At 58.7% G+C, this 23058-nt stretch carries 19 protein-coding genes and 11 pseudogenes; 14 read left to right on the top strand and 16 right to left on the bottom strand.

Annotated elements, in window-relative coordinates:
- Nucleotides 1–68: 68 nt before the first annotated feature.
- The 3 genes and pseudogenes from M1D34_RS27630 (at nt 69) to M1D34_RS27640 (ending at nt 1572) form a co-directional block, all read left to right on the top strand.
- The gene (locus M1D34_RS27630; protein ID WP_498785885.1) at nt 69–785 is read left to right on the top strand and encodes a ribonuclease activity regulator RraA; all 717 of its coding nucleotides are present in this window, start codon (nt 69–71) and stop codon (nt 783–785) included.
- Between the two features lie 414 nt (nt 786–1199).
- Nucleotides 1200–1292, top strand: a pseudogene (locus tag M1D34_RS27635) (response regulator); the annotation flags it as partial.
- A 100-nt stretch (nt 1293–1392) separates the two neighbouring features.
- Entirely contained in the window at nt 1393–1572 is a 180-nt protein-coding gene (locus M1D34_RS27640) for a hypothetical protein (protein ID WP_498786261.1), read from the top strand.
- A 205-nt stretch (nt 1573–1777) separates the two neighbouring features.
- On the opposite strand, the gene M1D34_RS27645 is transcribed toward M1D34_RS27640, so the two are convergent.
- On the bottom strand, nt 1778–2416 hold the full coding sequence (locus M1D34_RS27645; protein WP_498785886.1) for a GDSL-type esterase/lipase family protein: 639 nt from the start codon (nt 2414–2416) through the stop codon (nt 1778–1780).
- Nucleotides 2417–3003: 587 nt separating this feature from the next.
- On the opposite strand from M1D34_RS27645, the gene M1D34_RS27650 reads away from it, so the two are divergent.
- On the top strand, nt 3004–4326 hold the full coding sequence (locus M1D34_RS27650) for an MFS transporter (RefSeq protein WP_498785888.1): 1323 nt from the start codon (nt 3004–3006) through the stop codon (nt 4324–4326).
- A gap of 153 nt (nt 4327–4479) precedes the next feature.
- A pseudogene (locus M1D34_RS27655) lies at nt 4480–4759 on the top strand (DUF736 domain-containing protein).
- 135 nt (nt 4760–4894) lie between these two features.
- Here the strand turns inward: M1D34_RS27655 and M1D34_RS27660 are convergent.
- Nucleotides 4895–5053, bottom strand: a pseudogene (locus M1D34_RS27660) (DUF736 family protein); the annotation flags it as partial.
- Between M1D34_RS27660 and M1D34_RS27665 the strand changes: the two are divergent.
- On the top strand, nt 5043–5498 hold the full coding sequence (locus M1D34_RS27665; protein ID WP_498785890.1) for a hypothetical protein: 456 nt from the start codon (nt 5043–5045) through the stop codon (nt 5496–5498). The pseudogene M1D34_RS27660 and the gene M1D34_RS27665 sit on opposite strands and share 11 nt — an antisense overlap.
- Before the next feature lie 93 nt (nt 5499–5591).
- On the opposite strand, the gene M1D34_RS27670 is transcribed toward M1D34_RS27665, so the two are convergent.
- Nucleotides 5592–6083 carry a type II toxin-antitoxin system YhaV family toxin gene (locus M1D34_RS27670; RefSeq protein WP_498785892.1) on the bottom strand — a complete coding sequence of 164 codons (492 nt, stop codon included), beginning with the start codon at nt 6081–6083 and terminating at the stop codon, nt 5592–5594.
- A gap of 2 nt (nt 6084–6085) precedes the next feature.
- On the bottom strand, nt 6086–6418 hold the full coding sequence (locus tag M1D34_RS27675; RefSeq protein WP_498785893.1) for a type II toxin-antitoxin system PrlF family antitoxin: 333 nt from the start codon (nt 6416–6418) through the stop codon (nt 6086–6088).
- A gap of 70 nt (nt 6419–6488) precedes the next feature.
- Between M1D34_RS27675 and M1D34_RS27680 the strand changes: the two are divergent.
- The 3 genes and pseudogenes from M1D34_RS27680 to M1D34_RS27690 all read left to right on the top strand — a co-directional run.
- Nucleotides 6489–6858 (top strand): annotated as a pseudogene (locus tag M1D34_RS27680) (LysR substrate-binding domain-containing protein); the annotation flags it as partial.
- Nucleotides 6859–7206: 348 nt separating this feature from the next.
- A complete protein-coding gene (locus tag M1D34_RS27685) occupies nt 7207–7458 on the top strand; it encodes a GlsB/YeaQ/YmgE family stress response membrane protein (RefSeq protein WP_498785895.1) in 252 nt (83 codons plus the stop codon).
- 27 nt (nt 7459–7485) lie between these two features.
- Nucleotides 7486–7971 carry a YidB family protein gene (locus tag M1D34_RS27690; RefSeq protein ID WP_498785897.1) on the top strand — a complete coding sequence of 162 codons (486 nt, stop codon included), beginning with the start codon at nt 7486–7488 and terminating at the stop codon, nt 7969–7971.
- Between the two features lie 368 nt (nt 7972–8339).
- On the opposite strand, the pseudogene M1D34_RS27695 reads toward M1D34_RS27690, so the two are convergent.
- The 3 genes and pseudogenes from M1D34_RS27695 to M1D34_RS27705 form a co-directional block, all read right to left on the bottom strand.
- A pseudogene (locus M1D34_RS27695) lies at nt 8340–9133 on the bottom strand (ABC transporter permease).
- 207 nt (nt 9134–9340) lie between these two features.
- The gene (locus tag M1D34_RS27700; protein ID WP_498786262.1) at nt 9341–10639 is read right to left on the bottom strand and encodes an alpha/beta hydrolase; all 1299 of its coding nucleotides are present in this window, start codon (nt 10637–10639) and stop codon (nt 9341–9343) included.
- Between the two features lie 243 nt (nt 10640–10882).
- Nucleotides 10883–11495, bottom strand: a pseudogene (locus M1D34_RS27705) (IS30 family transposase); the annotation flags it as partial.
- A 257-nt stretch (nt 11496–11752) separates the two neighbouring features.
- Between M1D34_RS27705 and M1D34_RS27710 the strand changes: the two are divergent.
- Nucleotides 11753–13012, top strand: coding sequence for a cation:proton antiporter (locus M1D34_RS27710; protein ID WP_498785899.1), 1260 nt, complete (start codon nt 11753–11755; stop codon nt 13010–13012).
- A gap of 226 nt (nt 13013–13238) precedes the next feature.
- On the opposite strand, the pseudogene M1D34_RS27715 reads toward M1D34_RS27710, so the two are convergent.
- A pseudogene (locus M1D34_RS27715) lies at nt 13239–14052 on the bottom strand (ISNCY family transposase); the annotation flags it as partial.
- A gap of 184 nt (nt 14053–14236) precedes the next feature.
- Nucleotides 14237–14919 (bottom strand): annotated as a pseudogene (locus M1D34_RS27720) (IS30 family transposase); the annotation flags it as partial.
- A gap of 365 nt (nt 14920–15284) precedes the next feature.
- Here M1D34_RS27720 and M1D34_RS27725 point away from each other — a divergent pair.
- The gene (locus M1D34_RS27725) at nt 15285–15461 is read left to right on the top strand and encodes a hypothetical protein (RefSeq protein ID WP_498785901.1); all 177 of its coding nucleotides are present in this window, start codon (nt 15285–15287) and stop codon (nt 15459–15461) included.
- A 7-nt stretch (nt 15462–15468) separates the two neighbouring features.
- Nucleotides 15469–15822 (top strand): zeta toxin family protein, encoded by a 354-nt coding sequence (locus tag M1D34_RS27730; protein ID WP_498785903.1) that lies wholly within the window; start codon nt 15469–15471, stop codon nt 15820–15822.
- A 102-nt stretch (nt 15823–15924) separates the two neighbouring features.
- Here M1D34_RS27730 and M1D34_RS27735 read toward each other — a convergent pair.
- From M1D34_RS27735 to M1D34_RS27745, 3 genes and pseudogenes are all read right to left on the bottom strand, one after another.
- A pseudogene (locus M1D34_RS27735) lies at nt 15925–16320 on the bottom strand (helix-turn-helix domain-containing protein); the annotation flags it as partial.
- 360 nt (nt 16321–16680) lie between these two features.
- A complete protein-coding gene (locus M1D34_RS27740; RefSeq protein ID WP_498781472.1) occupies nt 16681–18054 on the bottom strand; it encodes an ISNCY family transposase in 1374 nt (457 codons plus the stop codon).
- A complete protein-coding gene (locus M1D34_RS27745; RefSeq protein ID WP_498785905.1) occupies nt 18045–18344 on the bottom strand; it encodes a hypothetical protein in 300 nt (99 codons plus the stop codon). The genes M1D34_RS27740 and M1D34_RS27745 overlap by 10 nt, the downstream gene beginning before the upstream one ends.
- Before the next feature lie 828 nt (nt 18345–19172).
- Between M1D34_RS27745 and M1D34_RS27750 the strand changes: the two are divergent.
- A pseudogene (locus tag M1D34_RS27750) lies at nt 19173–19291 on the top strand (integrase); the annotation flags it as partial.
- A 3-nt stretch (nt 19292–19294) separates the two neighbouring features.
- Here the strand turns inward: M1D34_RS27750 and M1D34_RS27755 are convergent.
- The 3 genes and pseudogenes from M1D34_RS27755 to M1D34_RS27765 all read right to left on the bottom strand — a co-directional run.
- Nucleotides 19295–19645: a type II toxin-antitoxin system RelE/ParE family toxin gene (locus M1D34_RS27755; RefSeq protein WP_498786263.1), complete on the bottom strand. Its 351-nt coding sequence runs from the start codon at nt 19643–19645 to the stop codon at nt 19295–19297.
- On the bottom strand, nt 19626–19901 hold the full coding sequence (locus tag M1D34_RS27760; protein WP_498785907.1) for a type II toxin-antitoxin system ParD family antitoxin: 276 nt from the start codon (nt 19899–19901) through the stop codon (nt 19626–19628). Before M1D34_RS27760 ends, M1D34_RS27755 begins: the two co-directional genes overlap by 20 nt.
- Nucleotides 19902–20479: 578 nt before the next feature.
- Nucleotides 20480–21460 (bottom strand): annotated as a pseudogene (locus M1D34_RS27765) (chemotaxis protein CheB); the annotation flags it as partial.
- A 116-nt stretch (nt 21461–21576) separates the two neighbouring features.
- On the opposite strand from M1D34_RS27765, the gene M1D34_RS27770 reads away from it, so the two are divergent.
- Complete coding sequence (locus M1D34_RS27770; RefSeq protein WP_498785908.1) at nt 21577–22323, top strand: hypothetical protein; 747 nt, start codon at nt 21577–21579, stop codon at nt 22321–22323.
- Nucleotides 22324–22335: 12 nt separating this feature from the next.
- On the opposite strand, the gene M1D34_RS27775 is transcribed toward M1D34_RS27770, so the two are convergent.
- Complete coding sequence (locus M1D34_RS27775) at nt 22336–22542, bottom strand: hypothetical protein (RefSeq protein ID WP_498785910.1); 207 nt, start codon at nt 22540–22542, stop codon at nt 22336–22338.
- Between the last annotated feature and the right edge of the window lie 516 nt (nt 22543–23058).

The raw sequence follows: 23058 nt of genomic DNA on the forward strand, positions 1-23058 counted from the left end.
GTACAATATTCTATATTGAACTATCGTCTCGTTATGTTAGAAGCCTCTATGCAGATACGGAGGATCTCATGACGGCTTTGGACCCATCGATTTACGCAAAACTCCTGCGCACAAATTCAGCGACCCTCAGCACACTGCTGTTGAAGCGCGGACTCAGGAACACCGCGGTTCGCGGCGTGCGGCCGCTCGCCGGCGCCGACAAGCCCATGGTCGGCCCGGCCGTCACGGTGCGTTACATTCCCGCACGCGAAGATATCGACGGTTCGACCTACAGTTCCGATCCGTCAAACCAGCAACGCAAGGCCATCGACACGATTCCGGAAGGCCATGTTCTCGTATTTGATTGCCGCTCGGTGGCCGAGATTGCAGGCATCGGTGCGATGCTCGCCCGTCGGCTGGTCTACCGCGGCTGCGCTGGCCTTGTTCTGGACGGAGGCGTCCGCGACACGGCCGACATCGCCCAGCTCGGACTTCCCACCTATTGCATGGGACCGGCGGCCCCCGCCAACCTGGTCGCGCACCACGCTTCGGATATGAACCAGCCAATCGCCTGCGGCGGCGTCGCCGTCTATCCGGACGATATCGTTTTCGGCGACAATGAAGCCGTGATTGTCATACCGCGGGAATATGTGGACGAAGTCGCCGATGAGGCAGTCGTGATGGAGGAGCAGGAAGAGTTTCTCAAGCTGGAAATCGTTTCCGGCAAGTCGACGCTGGGCATCTATCCTCCGAACGCGGAGACGCTAGAACGATTTGAAGCTTGGCGCAGAAGTCGCACCGCCTGACCCTGTTTGCACTGAAGGAGTCCTTGCGGGTAATGGGAAATCCGAAAAGCACTCATCGGGGGGGCGAAAAGCGCCTCCGAGATACCCGGGGTTAGCCTGTGGTGGAACAGACCTCAACCATATGTAGCCTCCGGTGGGATGGTGCGGCGCGTATTCGATCACTCTACAGCGTCATCGTCTCCCGCGCTGCAAGACGAGCCGCGCATGCAGCCCAACGCTCTGGAAGGCGGCTTTGGACAGATCAACCGTGGATCTGTAGCGCCCTTTATCGTGCTGCTATCGATGCTCAGGGGCTCGGCGGTTGTCGAACTAGGTTTGCCCGTCCCACTTTCGCTTCAACAGCTTTGTAGATGAGATCGAGGATGATCTGCCGCACCGCTTCGAAGGCAAAGGTGCGCTGTTGGTCATATCTTTCTGATCCCAGCCCACAGCTATCTGCCGATCCTGGTGCTGACGGCCGATCGGACGCTTCCCGCACGCCGGCGCGCCCTGTGGCTCGGCTCCAAGGTTGATTGAGCTTCGGAGCTGAATTGCCATTGCTCGGTTTACCCGAGAGTTTGTTTGCGAGCGCGAAAATCCGCGTGCCTGGCGGCATCATCGCGACGTCATCCGGCGTTTTCGTCACTTCCCGCACCGCAATACCATGCTTGGCCGTTGTCGCGACGCCGGAGGAGACAAATTTCCCCAAGCATGGCGGGTTTCAGGGATAGAAGACAAGGTCAGACGATTAGAGATCCATCAGCTTGTCCCGCACCGGGCCCGAAAGTCGAAAGATTTGGCGCGGTGAATCGCATGGCTGATGATTTCCGCAGGAAAGCGACGGCGCATGTAGAGCGTGTCGCGCAGTTCGGGACAGCCGTCAGTGCTTCCTCGGTCTCGTCGCGAGCGTGCGGGCGGTGCGAAGTTGCGAGCAGAGTGAGCGTAAAGACACGCGGCGTCTAAGCCGGGCCAAGCCGCAGCCCGATGCAGCCGAATTAGGCTCGCTGTCGAAGTCAGCGTACAATCAGTTCGCCGCGCCCACCTGATGATGGGTTCGGGGCAACAAAAGAGACGATGGCGGAAGCGATTTTGCCGCCGCCCTTCTCGGACGGTTCGATGGCATTGGCGAAATCGCTATCCTCGTCGCAGATAATGCGGAGGTCGATTACCGCAACCCCTCGCTCGGCAGCTGCACGGGTAATGCAGTCATTAAGGATCGAGAGGGCCGTGACCGCAACACGCCTTTGGTCGGGGTCGGTGTAGCGTACGTCGTAAATCGTGCAGATGGCCGTCGGAAGTTTGGCGGCTAGTACGGCATCTAGGATATCGAAATAGCTTGAGCAGAACTGCTCTCTTACGGACGCGAGCCTGAGCAGCGCGTCGCCGACCGACCGAGAGGGAGCGTTTAAGACATCGGAGACGCGGAGTGCATCGTTGCCGCCCACGCTTGCTACCAGGTGGGTGGCATCGGTCGGTAGGCGCTGCAGTTGCAGACGCACATCCTCCATCAGACTGCCGTCAGCGGCAAGCAAAGTGGCAGACCACCCCGCCGGCAGCCGACGCACAAGATGCTGCAGGACGTCTGCCCCGCCGGCGACATAAGCCCCGTTGTCGAACACCGAATCGCCCAGAAGCACGACCTTTTTCGCCACAGCCGTTTCCCCTGCCAAAGTGAGTGACATGCGTGCAGTAGCGGCCGAGATCGCAGCCGCCAGCAAGAGGCCTCTACGCGACAACGCCATCATCACCGCACTCGTCTCCTGCTAAATCAAATATCATAATTAGCGGTGGGAGCGTATGAGGCAAGCTTGCCGAAGCACTCGAAGTCTTCGGTTGGGGCCCATGCAAGGCGGGGGATTCAGAGCCGGCTTTCGAAGGGCGGTCGCTTCATCGGTCCGCCACCAACGGAGAGCGGAACTTAGTGAGCAACGCGCTTAGATCTATACGCTATGCCCCGAGAATGCGATCAGGATCCGGGTCCTGAACAATGAAGGTGCGCGCAACCCATGGCTCGGCTCCTGAGGAGCTTGATGGAAAATGACGCCCGCACCCTGGAACTCCAAAACAGCGGCTCGGCATCGTCACGCGTGAGTGTTCGTTCACGGGGACTCCCTTCGTCTTCAATGCCTAATCCTGGCGGCGCAATGCCGCGTTCCGTGAGCACAGCTCGATTTTGGCCAAGCGATTTTCGTGGTAAAGTATTGGATTGGAGCCATGTCTTAAAACGGGAGGAAGCAACATGGCTGTTCAAGTCCCGACGGATTTCCGCCGCGTGATCGTTGCGGCATCGGTGGGAAACATCATCGAATGGTATGACTTCTATATCTTCGGGAGCTTGGCTGCGGTTCTGTCCGTCAAGTTCTTCGAGCAATCACACCCGGTTGCGGCGCTACTGAGTACGATTGCGCTCTTCACGGCAGGATTCCTGATCCGCCCACTGGGCGCTTTCCTTTTCGGCTGGATGGGTGATCGGGTCGGCCGCAAATACACCTTCCTGATTACGCTAACGGGAATGGGGTTGGGCACCGGTGCGATCGGTTTAATCCCGACCTACGAGTCGATCGGTCTGACGGCTGCGTTCCTTCTTTTCAGCTTGCGGATGATCCAGGGCTTGTGCTTGGGCGGCGAGTATGGCGGTGCCATCACCTACGTCGCCGAGCACGTCCCCGACGAACGCCGCGGCTACTACACAGGCTGGCTTCAGACTTCTCCGACTCTCGGGATCGTGGTGTCGCTGGCGGTGATCATCGCGGCGCGAACCTATTTCGGCAGTGAAGCTTTCGACGCATGGGCGTGGCGCGTTCCATTCCTGGTGTCATTCCTGCTGGTAGGCATCGCAATCTACATCCGGCTCCAGCTGCAGGAGACACCGATCTTCCAGGAGATCAAGGCCAAGGGGCAGATGACCCAAAATCCCTGGAGGGAAGCTTTCCTCAGCTCCAACATCAAATATGTGGGCATCGCCACCATCGTGCTCATCGGGCAGGGCGTGGTCTGGTACAGCGGACAGTTCTGGGCGTTGTACTTTCTGCAGCAGGTCTCCAAAGTGGATCCGCTGACCTCCGCCTATATCGTCGGGGCGGCACTGCTTCTTGCAACGCCGAGCCTAATCCTCTTTGGCTGGCTTTCCGACATAATCGGCCGCAAGCCAGTGATTCTGGGAGGAATGCTGCTTGCCGCGCTCACCTATTATCCGCTGTATTTGTGGCTCGGCGCGGTCACGCAGCCTGACAACATCAACTATCCAATCGCGATCCTCATCATCTTCATCCTCGTTTGTTATGTCGGCATGGTCTACGGGCCGGTTGGGGCGTTTTTGGCGGAGTATTTTCCCGGAAGGATTCGGTACACGTCGGTATCAGTGCCGTACCACATCGGAAACGGCTGGGGTGGCGGATTGGTGCCGTTCATCACCTCGGCGGCTTTCGCAGCGACGGGTAGCATCGCGTACGCGCTGATCTACCCAATCGCAGTTCCTGCAGTGTGCTTCGTGCTCGCCATCTTCTTAATGCCAGAGACCCGCAGAATAAGCATTTGGCAGCCAATCGAGCCTCGAACGTAACAGGTCTATGATGCAGAAAATCGGCCGTCATCGCCATTGAGGCGGCTCGGGGCAGTGACGGCCCTAGTTGAACCCGTGATGGTGGTCTGCCCATCGGGGACACAGCACTGTGCCTCGTCGCATACACGCACCTTATCGGCGGCGACCTTGTAACTGGCTGTGAGCTCGGTCGAATTCCGACTTGCGCGTGTGAGGCTAACCCTCAACGTCAAGGCCACCATCAAGCCCTTCGACCGCGACAACGACCGCGCACCCGACTTCCGGGTCACAGCAACGGGTGTCGAGTTCGGAGCAGGCTGGAGCCGGACCGCGCGGGAAACGGGGGCCCGAATACCTCTCGCTCAAGCTCGACGATCCGTCCTTCCGGGCCCCGGTCTACGCATCCCTCGTCCAGGGTGACAAGGGCGAGCACAAGCTCATCTGGTCACGCTGACCAGCACCACGGCGCTCCGCTCAAAGCGGGGGCGCCCAGTTCTTCCCCCTCGCAATTATGCGGAGCAGAATCCGCTGCAACTGCCGGCAAATGCAGACTTCAGCGACCATAACTCCGCATAATCCCGCTCTCTGCATAATCGGTGGCGCCGGCGAAGATGCGGAAGTCGGGGCCGCGCTCGCTGTCGCCCTCGCTGGGGACGAACTTGGCCTTGACGTTGAGGGTCAGGGTCTTGACCGCGCCGGTGAAGCCTGCGCCGTTCTCGTTCTGGGTGAAGGTGCCGATGGCCGCCATTGTCGTGTTCCTTTTCCTGTCGGGCCGCTCCATTGCGACCTCGATGGTGGTCGTGAGACCGGAGACGATCGGCCCCGCACCCCTCGGGGCTGGAACACAAGTGGAAGGCGGCCGGCGACGGCTTTTTTGGTTCGCGATGCAGACCATCAAGGCCAGTTCGTATGATGCCAGCGGGGCGTTTGCGGACGAGGCTTCGTCTGACCTTGCCGATGCTGGCGTGCCCGGTGTGGCCGGAAGAAGACCGCTGCGGGACGGCATGCAATATCTCGCCAAGCGGATAACCGAGCTTACCGGCTCTGATCTGCCCGCCCGTCGAAGTGGACGGAAAGCCCAACCTCATCATGGGGCTGCCGTGGCGACCGTGACCGGCCCCGCGAGACTGCCTCCCCAGCCGGATGGAGCTTTCCGCGAAGTGTCCGCCGCCGCCCTTGCGTTATGGGATTGAAGCCGAATGGCGGAAACGCGCCTTTGGCGCGGTTACGGCGCAGCCGAAACCCCGGCCCGGAGGGCACATTCCTGTGACGTTCAACACCATTCGTCATGGATTCGGGGGCGAGGCTTTTTCCAGCCGGTCAACTGCGGCCTGATCGGATGCGGCCTTACGAAGCGCGGCCCAATCGTCAGGGGGGGTGCCGTCCTCAAGCATCCCTTTGAAGACTTTGTAGGCGTCGGTCTTCGCGCCATAGGTCCGCAAAGTCGTTTCATCATTCACCCAGGCGAAGATGATGATTTTCGCGGTCGAGTCATAGCGGAAGAACAGGCGGAAGCGACCATTGCCGAATTTCGCCCGGAACCAGTGCTTGTGCGCCTCGCCAAGCGTCGAGCCTTGCCGATAGACGGTTGCGGCCGGATCGGCAGGGATTGTCTGGAACACCAGCTTGTTCAAAGCGGCCAAGAGCTTCGTGCTCGCGTTCCTCTGGTATTCGTCGGGCTTCTTTGCCTTCAACGCCTCAACAGCGTCGGTCAGCTTTTCCAACTGATCGAGAAAGAGGGGATGCGCCAGAATGGTCCAGCCATTGATCGTAATCATGGCTAGAGCGCGACATCCCCGTCAATCTCGGCATCGACGTCAACGTCCATGTTCCCGACAAGCGCGGCCACACGATCGCGCAGGCTGGCGGGCAGCACGGCGACGGATGTGCCGGGGTGTTTGCTCATGTCCTGCGCCAGAAATTCGAGGAAACGATCTACGACCGGATCGCTTGCCTCTTCCGTCGCCTTCTCGACATAGACCCTGTGCTGATCGTCGACAAAGAAGGCGATGCGTCCGCCGTAGTCCACGCCCAAAGCCTGCCGGACGATCTTGGGCACGGTCGTCTGGCCCTTGGCGGTGATAGTGCTTTCTTCTTTCAGCAGCGCGCCCATGGGTTGGCTCCAAATTTGACCTCACGCATATGTAAGGAAATTTCCTTACCTTGTCAAGAAGACTATCCCTTCGCAGCGGCGGGAAGCGCCGCGCGGAAAGCTGCGCGTCAGCCTCCGCTCGTCGGTATGTTGTTGCTGCCAGCAATCGGGGCTTTTGTCCGCACCTACCCGGAGATTGAACTGGACGTTGATTTTACGGATCGGCTTGTGGATGTCATTGACGAAGGTTTCGACGCGGTAATCCGCACGGGCGAGGTCAGCGATTCCCGTCTGATGGCCCGTGTTATCGGCACGTTCCGGCACTACCTAGTGCCGCGCCTAGCTATTTTGAAGCCCGCGGCACGCCGCAGACGCCTGCCGATCTCCTCATCCATAGCTGCCTGCACCACAAGTTTCCGAGCACCGGCAAACTTGAACGCTGGCCGCTCCATGCCGATGGAGGGGCGTTCGACATAGTCGATATGCAGAGCATACCATCGCGGACTAAACCAGGCGACCTAGGAACGAGAATGGCCGATCTGTTTGCATTGCAGTCGCTCTGCATGCCGACTGCGGACCTCCGCTCACCACCCCTCTACAACACTAAGAAACCGTCCGTCAGTCTTGGTGGAATATTCGTCGCTGCGCCTATGTGGGGACTGACGAGTCGGCAAAAGACAAGGGATCCTCCTTGTCGGGCCGTGTTATGTGTGTTTTCCTGATACCTCCTTGGTTGTTTCCAAGGACGGGAGCCTCGGAACTCGCCGATGCAATCAGCAGACTGCTACTTAAAACGAGGGACTTCTGGAATGGGTATAATCTGGACCATCATTATTGGCTTTGTCGCCGGTATCGTGGCGAAGCTCATCGTGCCGGGCGAAAACGAGCCGAAAGGCTTCGTCCTGACGACGATCCTGGGCATTGTGGGCGCTTTCGTCGCCTCATACCTGGGGCAGGCACTGGGGTGGTACAACGCCAACGAGGGCGCCGGGTTCATCGGAGCCATCGTCGGCGCCGTGATCGTCCTGCTCGTATGGGGTGCCGTCGCCCGGCGCGCTTAAGGGTTCACCAAGCAGAAAGGTACTGACATGGCCTCATCTCGCAACACCATGCCGTCGCTCGCGGCGCTATTGGGGCTGCTCGCGGTCGCTGGCTACCAGAACCGGGATAAGCTGGGACAAATCTTTCAGGACGCAAAGGGGGGCGCTCAGAGCAGCGGTGGCATTCTCGGCGAACTCGGCAAGATGTTCGGCGGCTCCGGGGAAGGTTCGCTCAGCAAAGGCCTGGGAGAACTTGTCGATGCGTTCAAGAACGGTGGGAACCGGGAGGCGGCAGACTCCTGGGTAAGCGCCGAAAAGCCGTCTCAGGGTATTTCGGCCGAACAGGTCGAATCATCGATCGGGAAGGATACCCTTCAGGAATTGGCCGCGAAGACCGGGCTGGACTACGATGAGCTGCTGAAGCGCCTTTCGACATCGATACCGGACGCGGTGGACAAGATGACTCCGAACGGTCAGTTGCCGCAGAACGATGAGGAAGTCCTTGGGCGATCCGCGGGTCCCGCTTCCGCATAGGGAGGTCAGTGGAGGCGCAACGCGTCTCCCGCCTTTCGACTCCCACGCCTCGGCGCGCCCCTCGCGAACATTGACTGCATACCGGCAACTGTTTCGGCAGCATGGCGTGGCGGGTGGCCTTCGGCGTATTCTACTTCCTGCTTTCCGCAGCCTGGCTTCTCGTCGCCGCCTATCGCGCAACACGGATGCGTAGGCGTTGCTTGCCTCCGACCTCGAACGCGCTCACGACGAGGTAGAACGGCTATGAGGCGGGTGGTGAAGTCGCCTACCTCGGCCTTCCGCTCTTCACGAGGCGCGCGCACGGCTTGTTGCGAGGATGTTCACGTTCTGGGCTAAAAGAATCGCATGATGTATCGACTGGAAGTTCTCTAAGATTTTGGGGCCTTAACTTTGCCCTCGCTCAGCATCTTCTGTTCCTCGGCCCGCTTCTGCAGCCACTGAATAGTGGCGAGGTAGAGGGTATGGAAGACGATGAGCAGGGTGGCGACGGCGGCGATCGTCGGGCTCAGCGTCTCGCGTACGCCGCTCCACATCTGGCGGGGCAACGCGGGCTCCTCGGAGCCGGAGATGAAGAGGGCGACCACCGCTTCGTCGAAGGACGTGACGAAGGCGAAGAGGGCGCCGGAGGCGACGCCAGGGGCGATCAGTGGCAGCATGATTTGGAAGACCGCCTCGACCGGCGTGGCGCCGAGGCTCCAGGCGGCGCGCATGCGGTTGTGGTCGTAGCCGCGCAAGGCCGCGGTGACGGTCACAACAACGAAGGGTGCGTCGAGCATGGTATGGGCAAGCACCAGCCCCGTCAGACAATTGAACAGGCCGACGCCCGCAAAGGCATAGTAGATGCCGACGCGGCGACGACCACGGGTACGATTATCGGCGAAATCAGGATGGCGGTTAGCGTCACGCGGGCCGGGCAATCGGCCTTGCTGAGGCCGATTGCAGCGAGCGTTTCGAGCACGGTCGAAAGCAGCGTCGCGAAGATCGCGACGCTGATGCTATTGCCGACCGCCAGCTGCCAGAGCTCGGAGGAGAAGACCTGCCCTTACCAGGGCAGCGAGAGGCCGGGCATTGGGTAGGTGAAGAACGGCTCGGCGTTGAAGGAGAGCGGTACGATCGCGAGGATTGGCGCAATCAGGAAGAGGACGGTGCCCCCGCCAGCGATCCAGAGCCGATCGAAACGAGGCGGTTGAAGAGGGTGGGGTGTTCATCAGTCAATCCTCAGCCGGTCGATGCGGATCAGGCGGAACACGCGTGGCGATGATGATCGCCAGTTGTCGGATCACGTCTCGAATGGGACTGCCCGAGCAGCCGCTCGCGAATGTGGGGGCATGCGAGCTCTTCCGCAGGATCGCTTCGAATGCCGAAGCGATCATCGCGAGGCCTGCTGGACATCCGCTACGCGCCAGAATGGGCGTTTGATTTCGACGATTTGGCGACGGGGATCGCCAGCCTTCACTCTATCGCGGATAAGCGCAACGAAGTCGGCCTTAACAGCCGGATCGGACAAGAAATAGCTATGGCCAATGAAGCCGCCACCTGAAAACTCGATGAAATCGACCAACCCGCCCATCTGAGACCCTGCCCATCTGGACGCCGCCTCGCTCTTGTCCTTCGGAAGCCTTTCGACAGCGAGCTGCCCCAGCCGCAAGGCGCTGCCGAAGAGCAGCGTTGATGCTCCCAACGCTTTGTCCCTGGGAGACGAATAAACAGTCAGATGCAGAGGGCCTTGAGGCGGGACCGTGCTTGGCCTTGATTTACTGCCGAAGGCAAGGTCTGGATCCGATACCCACGCGAACATCTTGGAAGAAGCCACGTCGAGATCAATATCGGGAGCGAAAAACACCACATTCGCGAGCTTGTAGCGCTGCCACATTGAGGATCGGCTAACATAGGCTTCGATGCTGAGTTGCTGGACCACACTCGCGAGCACATCGGTTCCGCGGCTATGCGCCAATAGGTGAAGCCGCTCGACACCCTGAGCTTCGGCGATGATGCGAATGGCTTTCTTAAGGTCCGCGACTGAAAATTCGCTCGACTCGCGGTCGATGTTGTAGCCAAAGAACAAACCACCGGATCCTCCAGCAGGCCAAGTCAGGACAACACAGACAAACTGGTTCTGCAGCGACTTGCAAATTTCGCCTGTGGTGAGCGCGGCGGCGTCGAAGCTGTTACCGTAACCGTGAATGAAGACCACGACTTCTTTACGATCGGCTGCTGCGAGACGACGAGCGATCTCCGCTTGCAGCGATGCGGCGGCCTGGTCGTGGGCCGCGACTGCCGCCACCGGGCGGCGTAGCCCGTTTGAGGTCGCCTCAACGCCGTAGGGTGTCGCCGGAAACCGGCCAGTCTCGGAAACCGCGCTGACACGCGACCCACTTTTGCTGGTGGGCGAGTTGCGTGTCGGGGTGATCGACACCGATCCGAAGCTCAAGAACATGGCTCTTTCGGCACCATAAGACAACGTGCTGTCCGAAGCGGTTACAGGTGCGCGGTCGGTAATGTAGAGGAGGTCGAAGGTTCCGGAACTCGGGTGTGACCGAACGGCCTGAGTGCTTTGCGACGCTGGAGACTCGGTAACGGGCGGCCTTGCAAGCTCCACGCGCTGCGTAGCACAACCAGCAAGGCAGCCAAGCAAGAGGAACCCTGCGATCGCTCGATAAAAATCCATTAATCCGACCGGTCCAAAATAGCTGGTGAATTTGCGGCCAAGACCAAGTCCAGCAGCGCAATAGCTATTTGCCACACGGTTTCCCCCTCAACGCTGTTCTACCGTGTTTGGCAGCGTGCGTAAATCCGCTCCGCGCTCGGGTGATCGTACTTTGACCGATCTTGGCGCAAAGCCGACTCCTGGCGCGCAATTATGTTTGTAGAATCTATCCAGGTGCAACAATGACGAGTGAAAGGTAGGGGATTACCCGCAATCTCGCAAATGCGCCATGAACACCTCGGCGGGCGTGCGATAGCCAAGGCACTTCCTGGGCAGCGAATTGAGATGGTGGGCAAAGGCGGGCAGCGGTGCGAAGGCATCGACGATCTTGTCGATGATCGGCTGCGAGTGGCGGCAGCCATTCTTGATCATCACCGTGTAGCGGCTCTCGCGCTCGATCAGCGACGTGGCATTGGCGGTCCCAAGCGCGCACTCGATGATCAGGAGATCACCTTCTCAACGGCCAAATTGCGTAGATCGGCAATAAAATCAGGCTGTTGGTCAATCCTGCAGTCAAATGGGATTAAGCCATCGCGGGGCTTGCGGGAGCTGCGGCGGCAGCGCTTGCGGCGGCCTTCCGGCAGATGCCGATAGAGCTCCAGCGCATAGTCATCCTTGCCATAGATGAAGCGATAAATCGTCTCGGTGCAGACGCGGACTGCGCTCACACCATCAGCAAGCAGGCGACCGGCGATCTGCTCCGGCGACCAAAGTGCATCCAGTCGATCGATGACCAGCTCGCGCAGCTGCGGATGGCAGTTGAGCCGCGCAGGCGTCGACGACGCTCCTTGCTGATGTCGTAGGCAATGCCGCTATAATCGTCGACGCGGTCCTCGATAAACAGCGACCCCATGCGGCTGAAAAGACGCGCGGGCGCTGTAGTCCCTCGGCTCTCCGACAATGCAATGAGCCGCATCTAAGGACAACAACGGCCTTGAAGGAGTCTGCTTCTACTCCATACTCCAAGCGAACGTGGAGAAGATTGGTCTGATCCACGGCTCTTTAGCCCAGCTGGTAACAATCTTCGCCTCGGCCTCCTGCAATAGCGGCCGACATCTATAACCGGGATGGCCCGTGGAAGCTCACATCATCATACTGACACTGCTGGGGATCGTCATTCTGTTGACCGCGTGGCTTCCCATGGTGCTGCGGAAGCTCCCGCTGTCGCTCCCCATTTTCTGCATTGTCCTCGGCATAGTCATCGCCCAGTCTTCGCTCTCACCAATTACTGCCAATCCGTTCGATAACCGCCACTTAACCGAGCGCTTTTCCGAACTCGTCGTCATCGTTGCACTCATGGGCGCAGGACTGAAGCTCGACCGCCCCGTCGGGTGGTGGCGCTGGATGCCTACCTGGCGGTTGTTGGGCGTTGCAATGCCGCTTACCATAGCGGCGATCGCTGTCGTTGGCTGGGCCGTGCTTGGTCTGCCAGCCGCCTCTGCAATCCTGCTTGGCGCGGCACTTGCTCCCACCGATCCGGTTCTTGCCAGCGACGTCCAGGTAGGCCCTCCTCGCTCCGGCCAGGAAGACGACGTTCGTTTCTCGCTGACCTCGGAAGCAGGCCTGAACGACGGCCTGAGCTTTCCATTCGTCTATCTGGCAATCGCGATCGCCTCGGCCCAATCCTTCGATACTCACAGATTCGCCGAATGGTTTGCTGTCGACGTCGTTTGGAGGATCGCCGCAGGCTTGTTTTGCGGTTGGCTCACGGGCAGGGCGCTCGGTTTTTTGACCTTCAGCCTGCCGAAGAACACTCAACTTGCCAAATCGGGCGACGGGTTGGTTGCCATCGGCCTCACGTTCCTCTGTTATGGCGTGACAGAAATGGTCCATGGCTACGGCTTCGTTGCGGTCTTCGTCGCCGCCCTGACGCTGCGATCCGTTGAGCGCCAACACCAGTTCCATGAAAATTTGCACAACTTCACCGACCAGATCGAACGGCTGTTGATGATGGTGCTTATGGTCTTCTTCGGCATGATCATCGGCGATGGCGCGGTGGTCTCGGCGCTGACTTGGCCGATTGTGGTGACAGCACTTCTCACGATCTTCCTCATCCGGCCGATCCTCGGCTGGGCGAGTCTCGCCGGTCAGCCGCAGCCAACCGCGGAGAAGGCGATCATCGGCTTCTTCGGTATCAGGGGTGTAGGCTCCTTCTACTATATGGCCTTCGCTACGGGACAAGTCGAATTCGGGACCGAGCGAACGCTCTGGGTTACGGTATTCCTGATTGTGCTGATATCAGTCGTCACGCATGGTACGACGGTGACCCCGATCATGCGGCGGTTGGACAGGAAGCGAGCCGCGGTAACAGCGCCCCCTTCGAAGGACGCGTAGTCAGCAGTTTCTACAGCGCCGTGCGCCTTTTCGGACTTACAAAGGTCGCTGTGGTACTTGAATTGCTGCCAGCTTTTTCCTTGAACCGGCTCCGACCTAAGCAAAATTGCAGTATGCCAGTCTCAAGAAAATCCCTTAGGATGTCAAAATATTGCGGCTACCGGTCGGCCAAGCGCTATTGCGCCGGCGTAGCGTGCTTGTGGCCCGGCCTGTAGAGGGTGGAAGCGCGCAGCCGCATCTCCTTCACCAGGCGATCCTGCTGCGTCTGGTTGGCGCGTTCCATACGACCCTTGGCCTGCGGAGTGTTGGCGCAGATGATGTCGATGTTGAGTTCATATAGCGCCCGACCGAATTGTGTCAGGCCATTCGTGCGGTCCTTCTCCGACGCATGCGTGGAGCGGAAAACGCCGTGCTTGTCGCTATAGAAGGCCAGCGGCTTGCCCCATTGCTGCAGATAGGCCTTCGTCGCATGCAGATAGTCAAACGTATTCTCCGATCCGGCAAAGCGCAGATGCAAGAGCCTGCCGGTGGCATCGTCGATATAGACGAGCAGGGCGCATTTGGGGCCGCGGTTCTCGAACCACCAGTGATGCGACGCATCAATCTGCACCAGTTCACCAAAGCAATCGCGCCGGCCGCGTGGCTGGAAAACCCGCTGCTTGCGCTCGCGTCGCGACACCCAGATGCCAGCCTCGGTCATCCATTGCCGCAGCGTCTCCTTGGCAACAGAAATCCGGTGCAGCTCGATCAGCTTCTCGCGCGCCAGTATCGGACCGAAATCCAGATAGCGTTCGCGGATCAGATCCAGCGCCGCATTGCGGAAATCCTCGCTGTGACGCCGATTGCTCGGCCGGGATCGCTTCTTCGAAACAAGACCGGCCGGACGACCTTGATCATAGGCCTGCAGCAGTCTGTGGATCTGACTTCGACTGAGGTTGAGCAGTTCGGCAGCCTGGACAACGCTCAGGCGCTCGTCACGGATTCTGGATGACTTCGAGGCGATGCAACTCTTTCTGCGACATGGTGATCAAACAGGATATGACGACTCCGACCGCTCATAGTCTCGACCAGGCTGAAGGCCGTCATCCTTGCTCCCAACGTTGGCATTGACCAGAACGTCGAGAGGCGAGACTGTCGCATCTCTAACTGGCCCAACTGTCGCATTACTAAATAGCCCTGGAGAATCCTATTCAAGTGCAACAATGACGTGTGAAGCGTAGAGGGTTAGCCACTTTCGCGCAAATGGGCCATGAAGACCTCGGCGGGCGTGCGGTAACCAAGGCACTTCCTGGGCAGTGAATTGAGATGGTGGGCGAGGGCGACCAGCTGCTGCTGGTTGACGGCGGACAGGTCCGTATCGCTCGGCACAAAGCGACGGATGCGCTTGTTGGTGTTCTCGACCGCGCCTTTCTGCCACGGTGAATTCGGATCACAAAACCAGCTCCTGGCACCGATCCCGTCTTCTAAAGCCTTGAAATCGCGAAACTCGGTACCGCGGTCGAAGGTGAAGCTCTGACGGGCAAAGGCCGGCAGCGGTGCGAAGGCATCGACGATCTTTTCGATGAGCGGCCGCGAGTGGCGGCTGCCATTCTTGATCATCACCGTGTAGCGGCTCTTGCGCTCGACCAGCGAGGTAACATTGGCGTTCCCGAGCGCGCGCTCGAAGATCAGGAGATCGCCTTCCCAATGTCCGAGCTGCGAGCAGTCGGCAATGAAATCAGGGCGTTGTCCAATTCTGCAATCAAACGGGATTAAGCCGTCGCGGGGCTTGCGGGAGCGGCGTGGGCGGCGCTTACGACGGCCTTCCGGTAGATGCCGATAGAGCGTCACTGCATAATCCCGAACACCGTCGCTGATCCGATTGTTCGAGGCCGGCCAATCGCCTTGTGCCGGGCACCATCCGTCCGCGTCCACTCTCGAGTTGATCTCCGAGCTGTCAGGCTCGGACGATCAGGAAGCCCGGGAACAGGTAGCCGAGTTTCTCTGTGAGACGGCGCTGAAGGCAAACGCATCGCAGGCGAACGGAGATCATCGCGCAGATGCCACCTGGCGCGCTGGACGATTACCGCGAGGACGACTGAAAAAAGAACCCCGCAGGGTGAGCCGCGGGGTCAAGTTTCAGAGATAGAGGAACGGAAGATGCCCGAGGGCTTCAAGGCTGTCTCCCGCGGCCTGTCGAGAAACAGTTTTCCTGTCGGCGGCACCTAGCACAACCGGAATTTGCAGCCGACGGCCGAACGTCATATATTGAGGCTGGAATAGGAGATTGACGATGCTCTTGCGGAAATACCATGAGAATAAGGAAGCCCTGATGCAGATCGGCAAGGAAGCTCTTGCCGAGAGCCGTCGTTTGGGCCTGCCGATCTCGGCCAAGGATCTCGAAAACGAGGCCAAGGACCGTGCCGAACACGAGCATGAAGAGCGCATTCCCGCTGCCATGAGGCAGTAATCGCTTCATGCCGGAACTGTCGTGCATCATCCTTGGAGGGCCGAACGGCTCCGGCAAATCATCCGCCTTCGCGAAGCTCAAGCTCGAAGGTGCCTGGATTGACGCCGACGAAATCGCCAAGGCACTTCCTGCATCCGACGACGGCAAGTCAAAGGAACGGCGAGCGTCCGAGATCGCCCTTCGCCAGATCGCGGAGATGATCGAAACTCGGCAATCCTTCATTTTCGAGACGACGTTGAGCAGCCAGCAATCGCTCCGGTTGATGCGCGAGGCGAAGGTGGCCGGGTTCAAGGTCGGCCTCTACTACGTCGCCCTGGATTCGCGAATACATGGTCGACGAAAACATCCTCAGCGCTCTTGAGGATATGCGGGCAGTCGTCTCAGACTTGGCGAGCGTCATCCCGGAGAAGTCTGAACATTACCGGGCAGTGGGCAAGCGTCTGGCGAGCTTCCAGACCGAGATGAAACGTCGCTCCCGAAATTCCAACTTGGCTCGACAGATACTTCTCTGCGCTGCCTTTGCCTCGATCGTCTCCTTGCTGACGGCAATCCGGTGGCGTTCGAGCAGCTTCTCAGCCGCCAACGTTGGTCCGAAATCCGCATAATGCTCACGCACCAGGTCGAGCACCAGGTTGCGGAAATCCTCGCTATGACGCCGGTTGCTCGGCCGGCCGCGCTTCTTCGAGACCAGCCCGTCGGCGCCGGCCAGGTCATAGGCTTGCAACAGCCGGTGGACCTGACTGCGGCTAAGACGAAGCAACTCGGCCGCCTCGACGACGGTCAGGCTACGCCCACGAATCCGCTGGATCAGTTCAAGACGATGCAATTCTTTCTGCGACATGGTGATCAAACAAGACATGACGACTCCGAACGCTCATGGTCTCAACCACGCTTCACGTCGCCAGTCTTCCTTCCAAACGTTGACGTTTGACCAGCATCCCAAGAGGCGACGACTGTCGCATCTCTAACTGGCTCATATGTCGCATCTGTAAACTGCTGCTACACAAGTTGTGGCGGCAAGGTTGAAATGTCCGCCGTTGGGCAAAGTTGAAATGTCACTTTGAGTGCGTCACCAACCATTTAGAAATGCGACACGCGACATCCCCACTGGCACTGAGGCAAGCCCCCGACCGGACCGGCTGGATCGGGTTGCAAGGGAAGGGAGGGGGCGGGTGAAGGGCACCCTTCGGCTTTAGCTTTGAGACCTTGCGATGGCGGATCATTCCGCCGCATCGAGCTCAGAGAGCGCTTGTCGCCGTCGGGCAATGACCGCTGGATCGTTCGTGAAATCCGTCCGCTTACCCGGCTTGCGGCCACGCGGTTTGTAGCCAATCTTCTCGCTGTTCGTCTTCACGGCCGGCTTCGTCTGCTGCTCCTGACGTTCCTTGATGTAGGCCAGGACATCACCCAGCCGCTTGTTCTCGGTGATCGCCGCATGCGTCACCCGCTGGTTCTTATCGAACACCCGGTAGGGCAGGCAATGGCCTTTCCACCGCACGTCCAATCGACCATCCGCATAGGCATAGGTCTCGACATAGCGACCAGCCAAACCGCGCGTCACCTCGGTCTCCTCAAGCATGATCCGCTGGCGCTCGAACGAAAACGTCAGCTGCGATCCGACATAGCGCTGCTCGCGTTTGCACAGGATCTCGTTGAGCCGATCGGGCGCCAGATTCATTGGCCGATGCAGATCATCGGGTCGGGCAGGGACGATCGCAAACCGCGCGTTGTAGTGCTCTATGAAGCCAGGCAGAAATGCATTGCCAGCCTCCATGTCGTCGATACCCGCCAGCCTTAATTCCTTGACCAGGCGATCCTGCAGCGTCCGGTTCATCCGCTCTACGCGACCTTTGGCCTGACTGGAATTTGCGCAAAGAATCTCGATGTTTAGCTCGCAAAGTGCACGCCCGAACTGAGTCATGCTCTGGCCACCCTTGGCATCCTTCTTCGCCACCCGAAACACCGAATGCTTGTCGGAGTAAAAGGCGACAGGTGCCCCATGATGCCTAAGGTACAGCGCCAGCGCTTCGAAGTAAGTGAACGCGCTTTCCGAGCGCACAAACCGCAACTGCATCAACTTGCCCGTCGCATCATCGACGAACACCAAAAGCGAGCACGGCGGCCCGCGATCCTCAAACCAGCGATGCTCCGACCCGTCGATCTGCACCAGCTCGCCATAGGCCTCGCGTCGCAATCGTGGCTGATGGAACGTCCGTCGCTGCTTGCGCGACAACCAAAGTCCGGCATTCGCCATCCAGCTGCGCAGCGTCTCGCGCGATACCCGCAACCCATCGCGTTCAGCAAGCTTCTCTGCTGCCAAGCTCGGACCAAAGTCCGCATAGCGTTCGCGAACGAGCGTCACTGCATAATCCCGAACACCGTCGCTGATCCGATTGTTCGATGGCCGGCCAATCGCCTTGTGCCGGATCGACGCCGCGCCGCTCGTCTCAATCCGCTTCAGCAATCGGCGAACCTGGCGGGTGCTCAGCTCAAGCACATGCGCCGCCGAAACCAACGTCATGCGCCCGGCGATCACTTTCGACAAAACCTCAATCCGCTGCAGATCACGCTCGCTCATCGCAATCAATCCCATCCGCAATCTCCCAGGTCATCAAAACCCGGGGAGAGTGACATTCCAACTTTGCAGAAACAGGACAGTTTAACTTTGCGGCTACACAAGTGGATCACATAAGGATAATTATGGAACTGAGCGGTCATTTGAGACGTGTTGCTCTTTCGTCGGTCAAGCACTCCCGATTTTCCTGATGGACCAGCCGTTGTGATGGGTCGTGACCGTTCAGAAAGCAACAAGCAGCCTGCTTTTGCTTGCGCACCGGGCAGTTTGGCGATGACATCAATCAAGTACCTGTTTTCCAGAGCCATTCTTTCACTCACTCACTCACTCACCCAGCTTCACCGCCGAAACCGCACTCTTTGGAACTCACGAAAGCGGAAAGAATGCTCCAATCAAGGTGCGGTGGACCTAGGCTCAGGCCTCGCGGCATGTGAGAAGGTTTGTGAATCTCAACGGCCAATGGACAGTCTGAATCTCGTGGTTGCCGACGCTGCGTGGTAAGCAGATGAGCGTCTTGCATCAGTCTTTCCCAAGTGCCGTAGGCTACGTGTTGACCATCGCCGGGTGATCAGCGGGATCAACGAAGTTATTCGCAATGGCTTGCAATGGAAGGAGCGCATCGCATCCGCCGTCGCAGCTCATTTGCAGCAGCGCGTGACATTGTCGAGCACGCGGAGCGGAATTGAGTTCGGCAAGACTGATCTCGGTCGTAGCTCCCGTAGCCCTCCGCTCGATCAAGCGGTCTCAAGCACGGTTGCGCTTCAGGAAATCGAGAAGCACTGGGGAAATTTCATCGGGAGATTTGAGTGCTGAGTAATGGCCGGCATCAACGACCTTGAATTCGCTGTTGGGTATCAGCTTCGCGATATCTCGGATTTGGCTCTCGGGCCGTGTCCATTTCGATGTGTGCACGACAAGCGTCGGACATTTGATATTTGGAAGGACATCTTTGAAGCCACTCGCAAGCCAATACTTTGATCATTGCGACGACGCTTTGCTGGTCAGCAGAGAGCTCCATTCCATGGTATCTTGCCCATCGCTCGCTATCGGTACGCAGCGCTTTCCGACAAATTTCCTCACTCCATATCGCACCGGGTGGCCTGGGCTTTTCGCCCGTTCCCCGAATCCGCAGGTTGTCAGCCGAGGTCGACGAGCGCTACGTGCAAAAACAACTCGGCCGTGCCTCGGCCGAAATGACCCACCGATACCTGCGGCGAAGGGATAGATTCGGGTCAATCTGACGAAGGCTGTAGGGACCTTATCCCGCCAGCATACGTGCGAGCATATGTCTGATATGGTCCTGCGCGCCGTAGAAAATAGCAGCAATAGGGATCGTGCGACTACTTTCTACCGGCAAAAACCAAATAGCCGCCTTGTCCCGCCGAAGAAGCCGCATCCCAGGGTAAATATCGGCCCGCAATGTCCCGATATAAGGCGTATCGACGAGACGATCAATTTCGACACGCAATTTGCGGATCCGTTCAGCGGTACGCTCCAAAGCCTCGGCACGTGAGTCTCCGAGTTCGACATAGGCGTCGAAGAGATGATCAAAAATCAACTCGAAATCGCGTTCGGCATCCTCGGAATATTCAAGAGTCCACACGAACAGCTCGCCGCTTCCGATCGATCATCGCCTCGACGCGGCTTTCCATTTCCGTCGTGGAGATCACGGGGCCTTTCAATCGCCGCTGGACCAATTCGCGAAGCGCTGCCGTTTCGACGGTCTCAGTTTCCGTCTTTTGGCGGAGCAGTTCCAAACCCTGCTGAAGAACGGAACTCATACTGGAATACCGGCCGCTCTCCACCAGCGAACGGGCAAACGCGTCCTGCTGGTCGGTCAGCGAGATCGACGATTTGACACTCATCGGTTTATCTCCTTTGAGTCTGATTTGCTACTCAGTAGCACATTTTTCAATCTGCCGGAACCCCTCCCCTTTCGTCAAAGCGGCGTATCGGCGCAGGGTAACAAAATGGATCGATTCCGCACACACCCAGGTAGCGTCTTGGTCTGGGAGATCGAGCGTAACCTCTCCTGTATATGCATTAAATGTGTCGCGGCGCGGTGTCGGCCGAGCCGCGCGGACCATTGCGCGCCAGCGCATGGAAGCCGCCCTGCTCGAAAGTCTGACGGCCGAGCGACTGTCAGCGCTGACCACCGGCTCGTTGTCGGCCCGGCGCTTCGAATGACTCCGTTCGCTTGGTTGAGCGCGCTTCCAGAGGCCCTGAGCGAAAAAACATGGACGCACTGCTCGAGCGGCCGAGCTTGGTTCGCGAACTCGGCCTTGATGAGGGCCGCTGAAATCGCATTCATCCTGGTCGTTGGGCCCAACTCGTGCGCGGCAATGTCACCCGAGCTGGCTCGCGAATGATTTCAACGATGATCGCCGGAGTGCGACAATCGCAGTGCAGGTCATCGCACTCAACAGCATCCTGATCGATGCGTATCGGTGCCGAAGATCTGCACCTGCGGCACCTTTGAGAGTGTCTCCATGTGCTCACGCATGAGAATTCCGAGCGAATACACTTCTTCACCCGTCGCGCAGCCGGGAACCCAGACGCGTACGGTATCGCCCGCGCCGCGACCTTCAAACAGACGTGGAATGACCGTTTGCTGCACGGCATTGAACGCATCGGCGTCGCGGAAGAAGTTCGTGACGTTGATCAACAGATCTCGAAACAGGTTCATCACCTCGCCGGCTACCCTCCAGACGGTCGATGTAGTCAGCAAAGCTCTGGACTTGCAGGATCTGCATACGCCGCTTCACACGCCGAAGAAACGTCTTCGATTTATAGCCGTAAAAATCATGCCCTGAGTGGCTGCTGAGAAGTTCACAGATCTCGGACCGGACTCGCTGCAGCTCTGCTTCTTCAACCCCATTGCCAAGCGTAAAATTTCGAAGTGCGTCGAGGCTTTGCGCCAAGGCGATGAGCTTCTCGCCGATGCTGTGGACTGGCAGTTCCAGGTCGATCACGCCGCTCGATATCGCGCTTTGCGGCATACCGGATTACGGGGTCCCGAATCGTCCTTCACTTGTGCGATGGTGAAGCCACCATGCTCCTTGATCGCCTTCGCCCCCAACGTTCCGTCGGAGTCGCCACCCGAAAGTATGATGCCAACGGCGCGCTCTCCCTGGTCCTCCGCCAACGAACTCAGGAAAATATCGATTGGCTTGCGCTCACGGTTTGTGACATTGGGGCGGCGGATCCGCAATCGCCCCTCATGGATCGTCAGGATTGCATTCTGCGGCATCACGTAGACATGGTCCGGCTCAGTCGCCATCCCGTCCGCGGCGACCGCGACTGGCATTGTCGTGTAGCGACTCACGACCTGGTGAAGCAGGCTTTCGCGCTCGGGGCTCAGATGCGTTACTATAATGAAGGCCATGTTCGGTTTTTCAGGAAGGCCTTTGAAGAGGCCTTCCATCGCAGGTATGCCGCCGGCCGATGCGCCGATGCCGATGATCGGAAAGTTATCGGTCGCCAGGGGGCGTCCAAAGGAACCGGGGGAACCTCCAAATCGAGTTAGATGACAGGTGCAATATGAACCGAGTGGTTGGCGATGTAAAAAAGAAGCTGCTGTGTGCGGCCAATAACGCTGACTTGTACAAGTCGATATTTAGGGCGTGGAACCTGCCGGATCAGTGTGATGGCGACCTGTGGTCAAGCGAATCGGTTGCGCCTCCGTACTACTCAAATTTGACCACTCTCAATCCGGCCGCTGCCGCTAAGCAGCTGACCGAGATCTTACGGCTGCAGGCTACGCTTGGACGGCAATTCTCACTAAAGGACGGTTTTGGCCGGCTTGACCTCGCGAACTACGGTTTTCACGTGTTGTTTTCGGCCGAATGGATTTGGGCTGAGCGCAGCGACTTGACGATAACGTTGCAGCCGGGCTGGCACCAAATCCGCGATGCGGAAGCGCTGGTTCGTTGGGAGCGATCCTGGAAGAATGGTGGCAGCCCCACGGATGTGCAGGTCTTTCCGCCAGAGCTGCTTAGTGATGAAGATGTAGCAATCTTTGGCCGGCGGGCGGACGATGGCTATGATGCTGGCTGCATCGCCAACCGTTCCGCCCAGGTGGTCGGGATTTCCAACATCTTCAATTTGGAAGGAACCGCTCCTGCCATTCGGGAAGCGGTTTCGGTAACGGCTTTGGCCTTTGCGGCGAAGTTGCCGCTGGTTGGCTACGACAGAGGTGACTCACTGAAAGAAATGAAGACGCTCGGTTTCAATTCAGTGGGTGATTTACGCGTTTGGCTTTCGCAAGGTTCGGCAGATCGAGAATAGGCGAGACCCTCCCTAATGGATCGTCGGAGGGGGCTCTAAGATGTCCCGCCTAAGGGCATCCAGAAGGTTGAGCAGACCCACGACCTCATTGGCCTCCTCAGGGCTGAGCTGCGAGGAGAGCTTGTCGGGGCCCAAGACCGCTGGTTCCCCCGTGAAGACGTCGAAGACCGTCCAGGTCCCATCCTGCTCACGCTTCACGCTATATCTTTGATTGTGCATGGGAGTTTTCCGTCTCGATGGTCGGGAACGCACGGGACTCCACTCGGTTCCCCGAGGTGGCCGTAAAGGTCGCCCGAGGGAGCATCTGATGGCGTATAAAGGTCTGTGAAGTCATTGCGAACTCCCCAATCTTCTGGAATCAACTATGGTCTGGCAGGGAGGGTCACGACGACGTTCAAGGGCAGCTACAGACCAGACGACATTGCCGTTATGCGGGACGTGCTGAACGATTGGGCACGTTGCACGAACGAGACCCAAACAGTGCCGAGGGCGTCGTTGCCGCGTTGAAGTTACTTGACCTGATGCGAGATCGACCGCTGACGTCCCAGCAACTACTTCGGGGGCTGGAGGAATCCGGCGCTTTCCCGAACTGACTGAAATGTTTGCAACAAATTTCTGATACCCCCAACCGCCAGCGGCAGACCGAAAACTAAGTAGGCCAACTCTGGATAAGTTTCATTTGGACGCCCCATCGCCTGTCAAGCAAGCGGTGTGAACGAAAGAACGGCCATTACC

The sequence above is a fragment of the Ensifer sp. D2-11 genome, assembly GCF_054161295.1.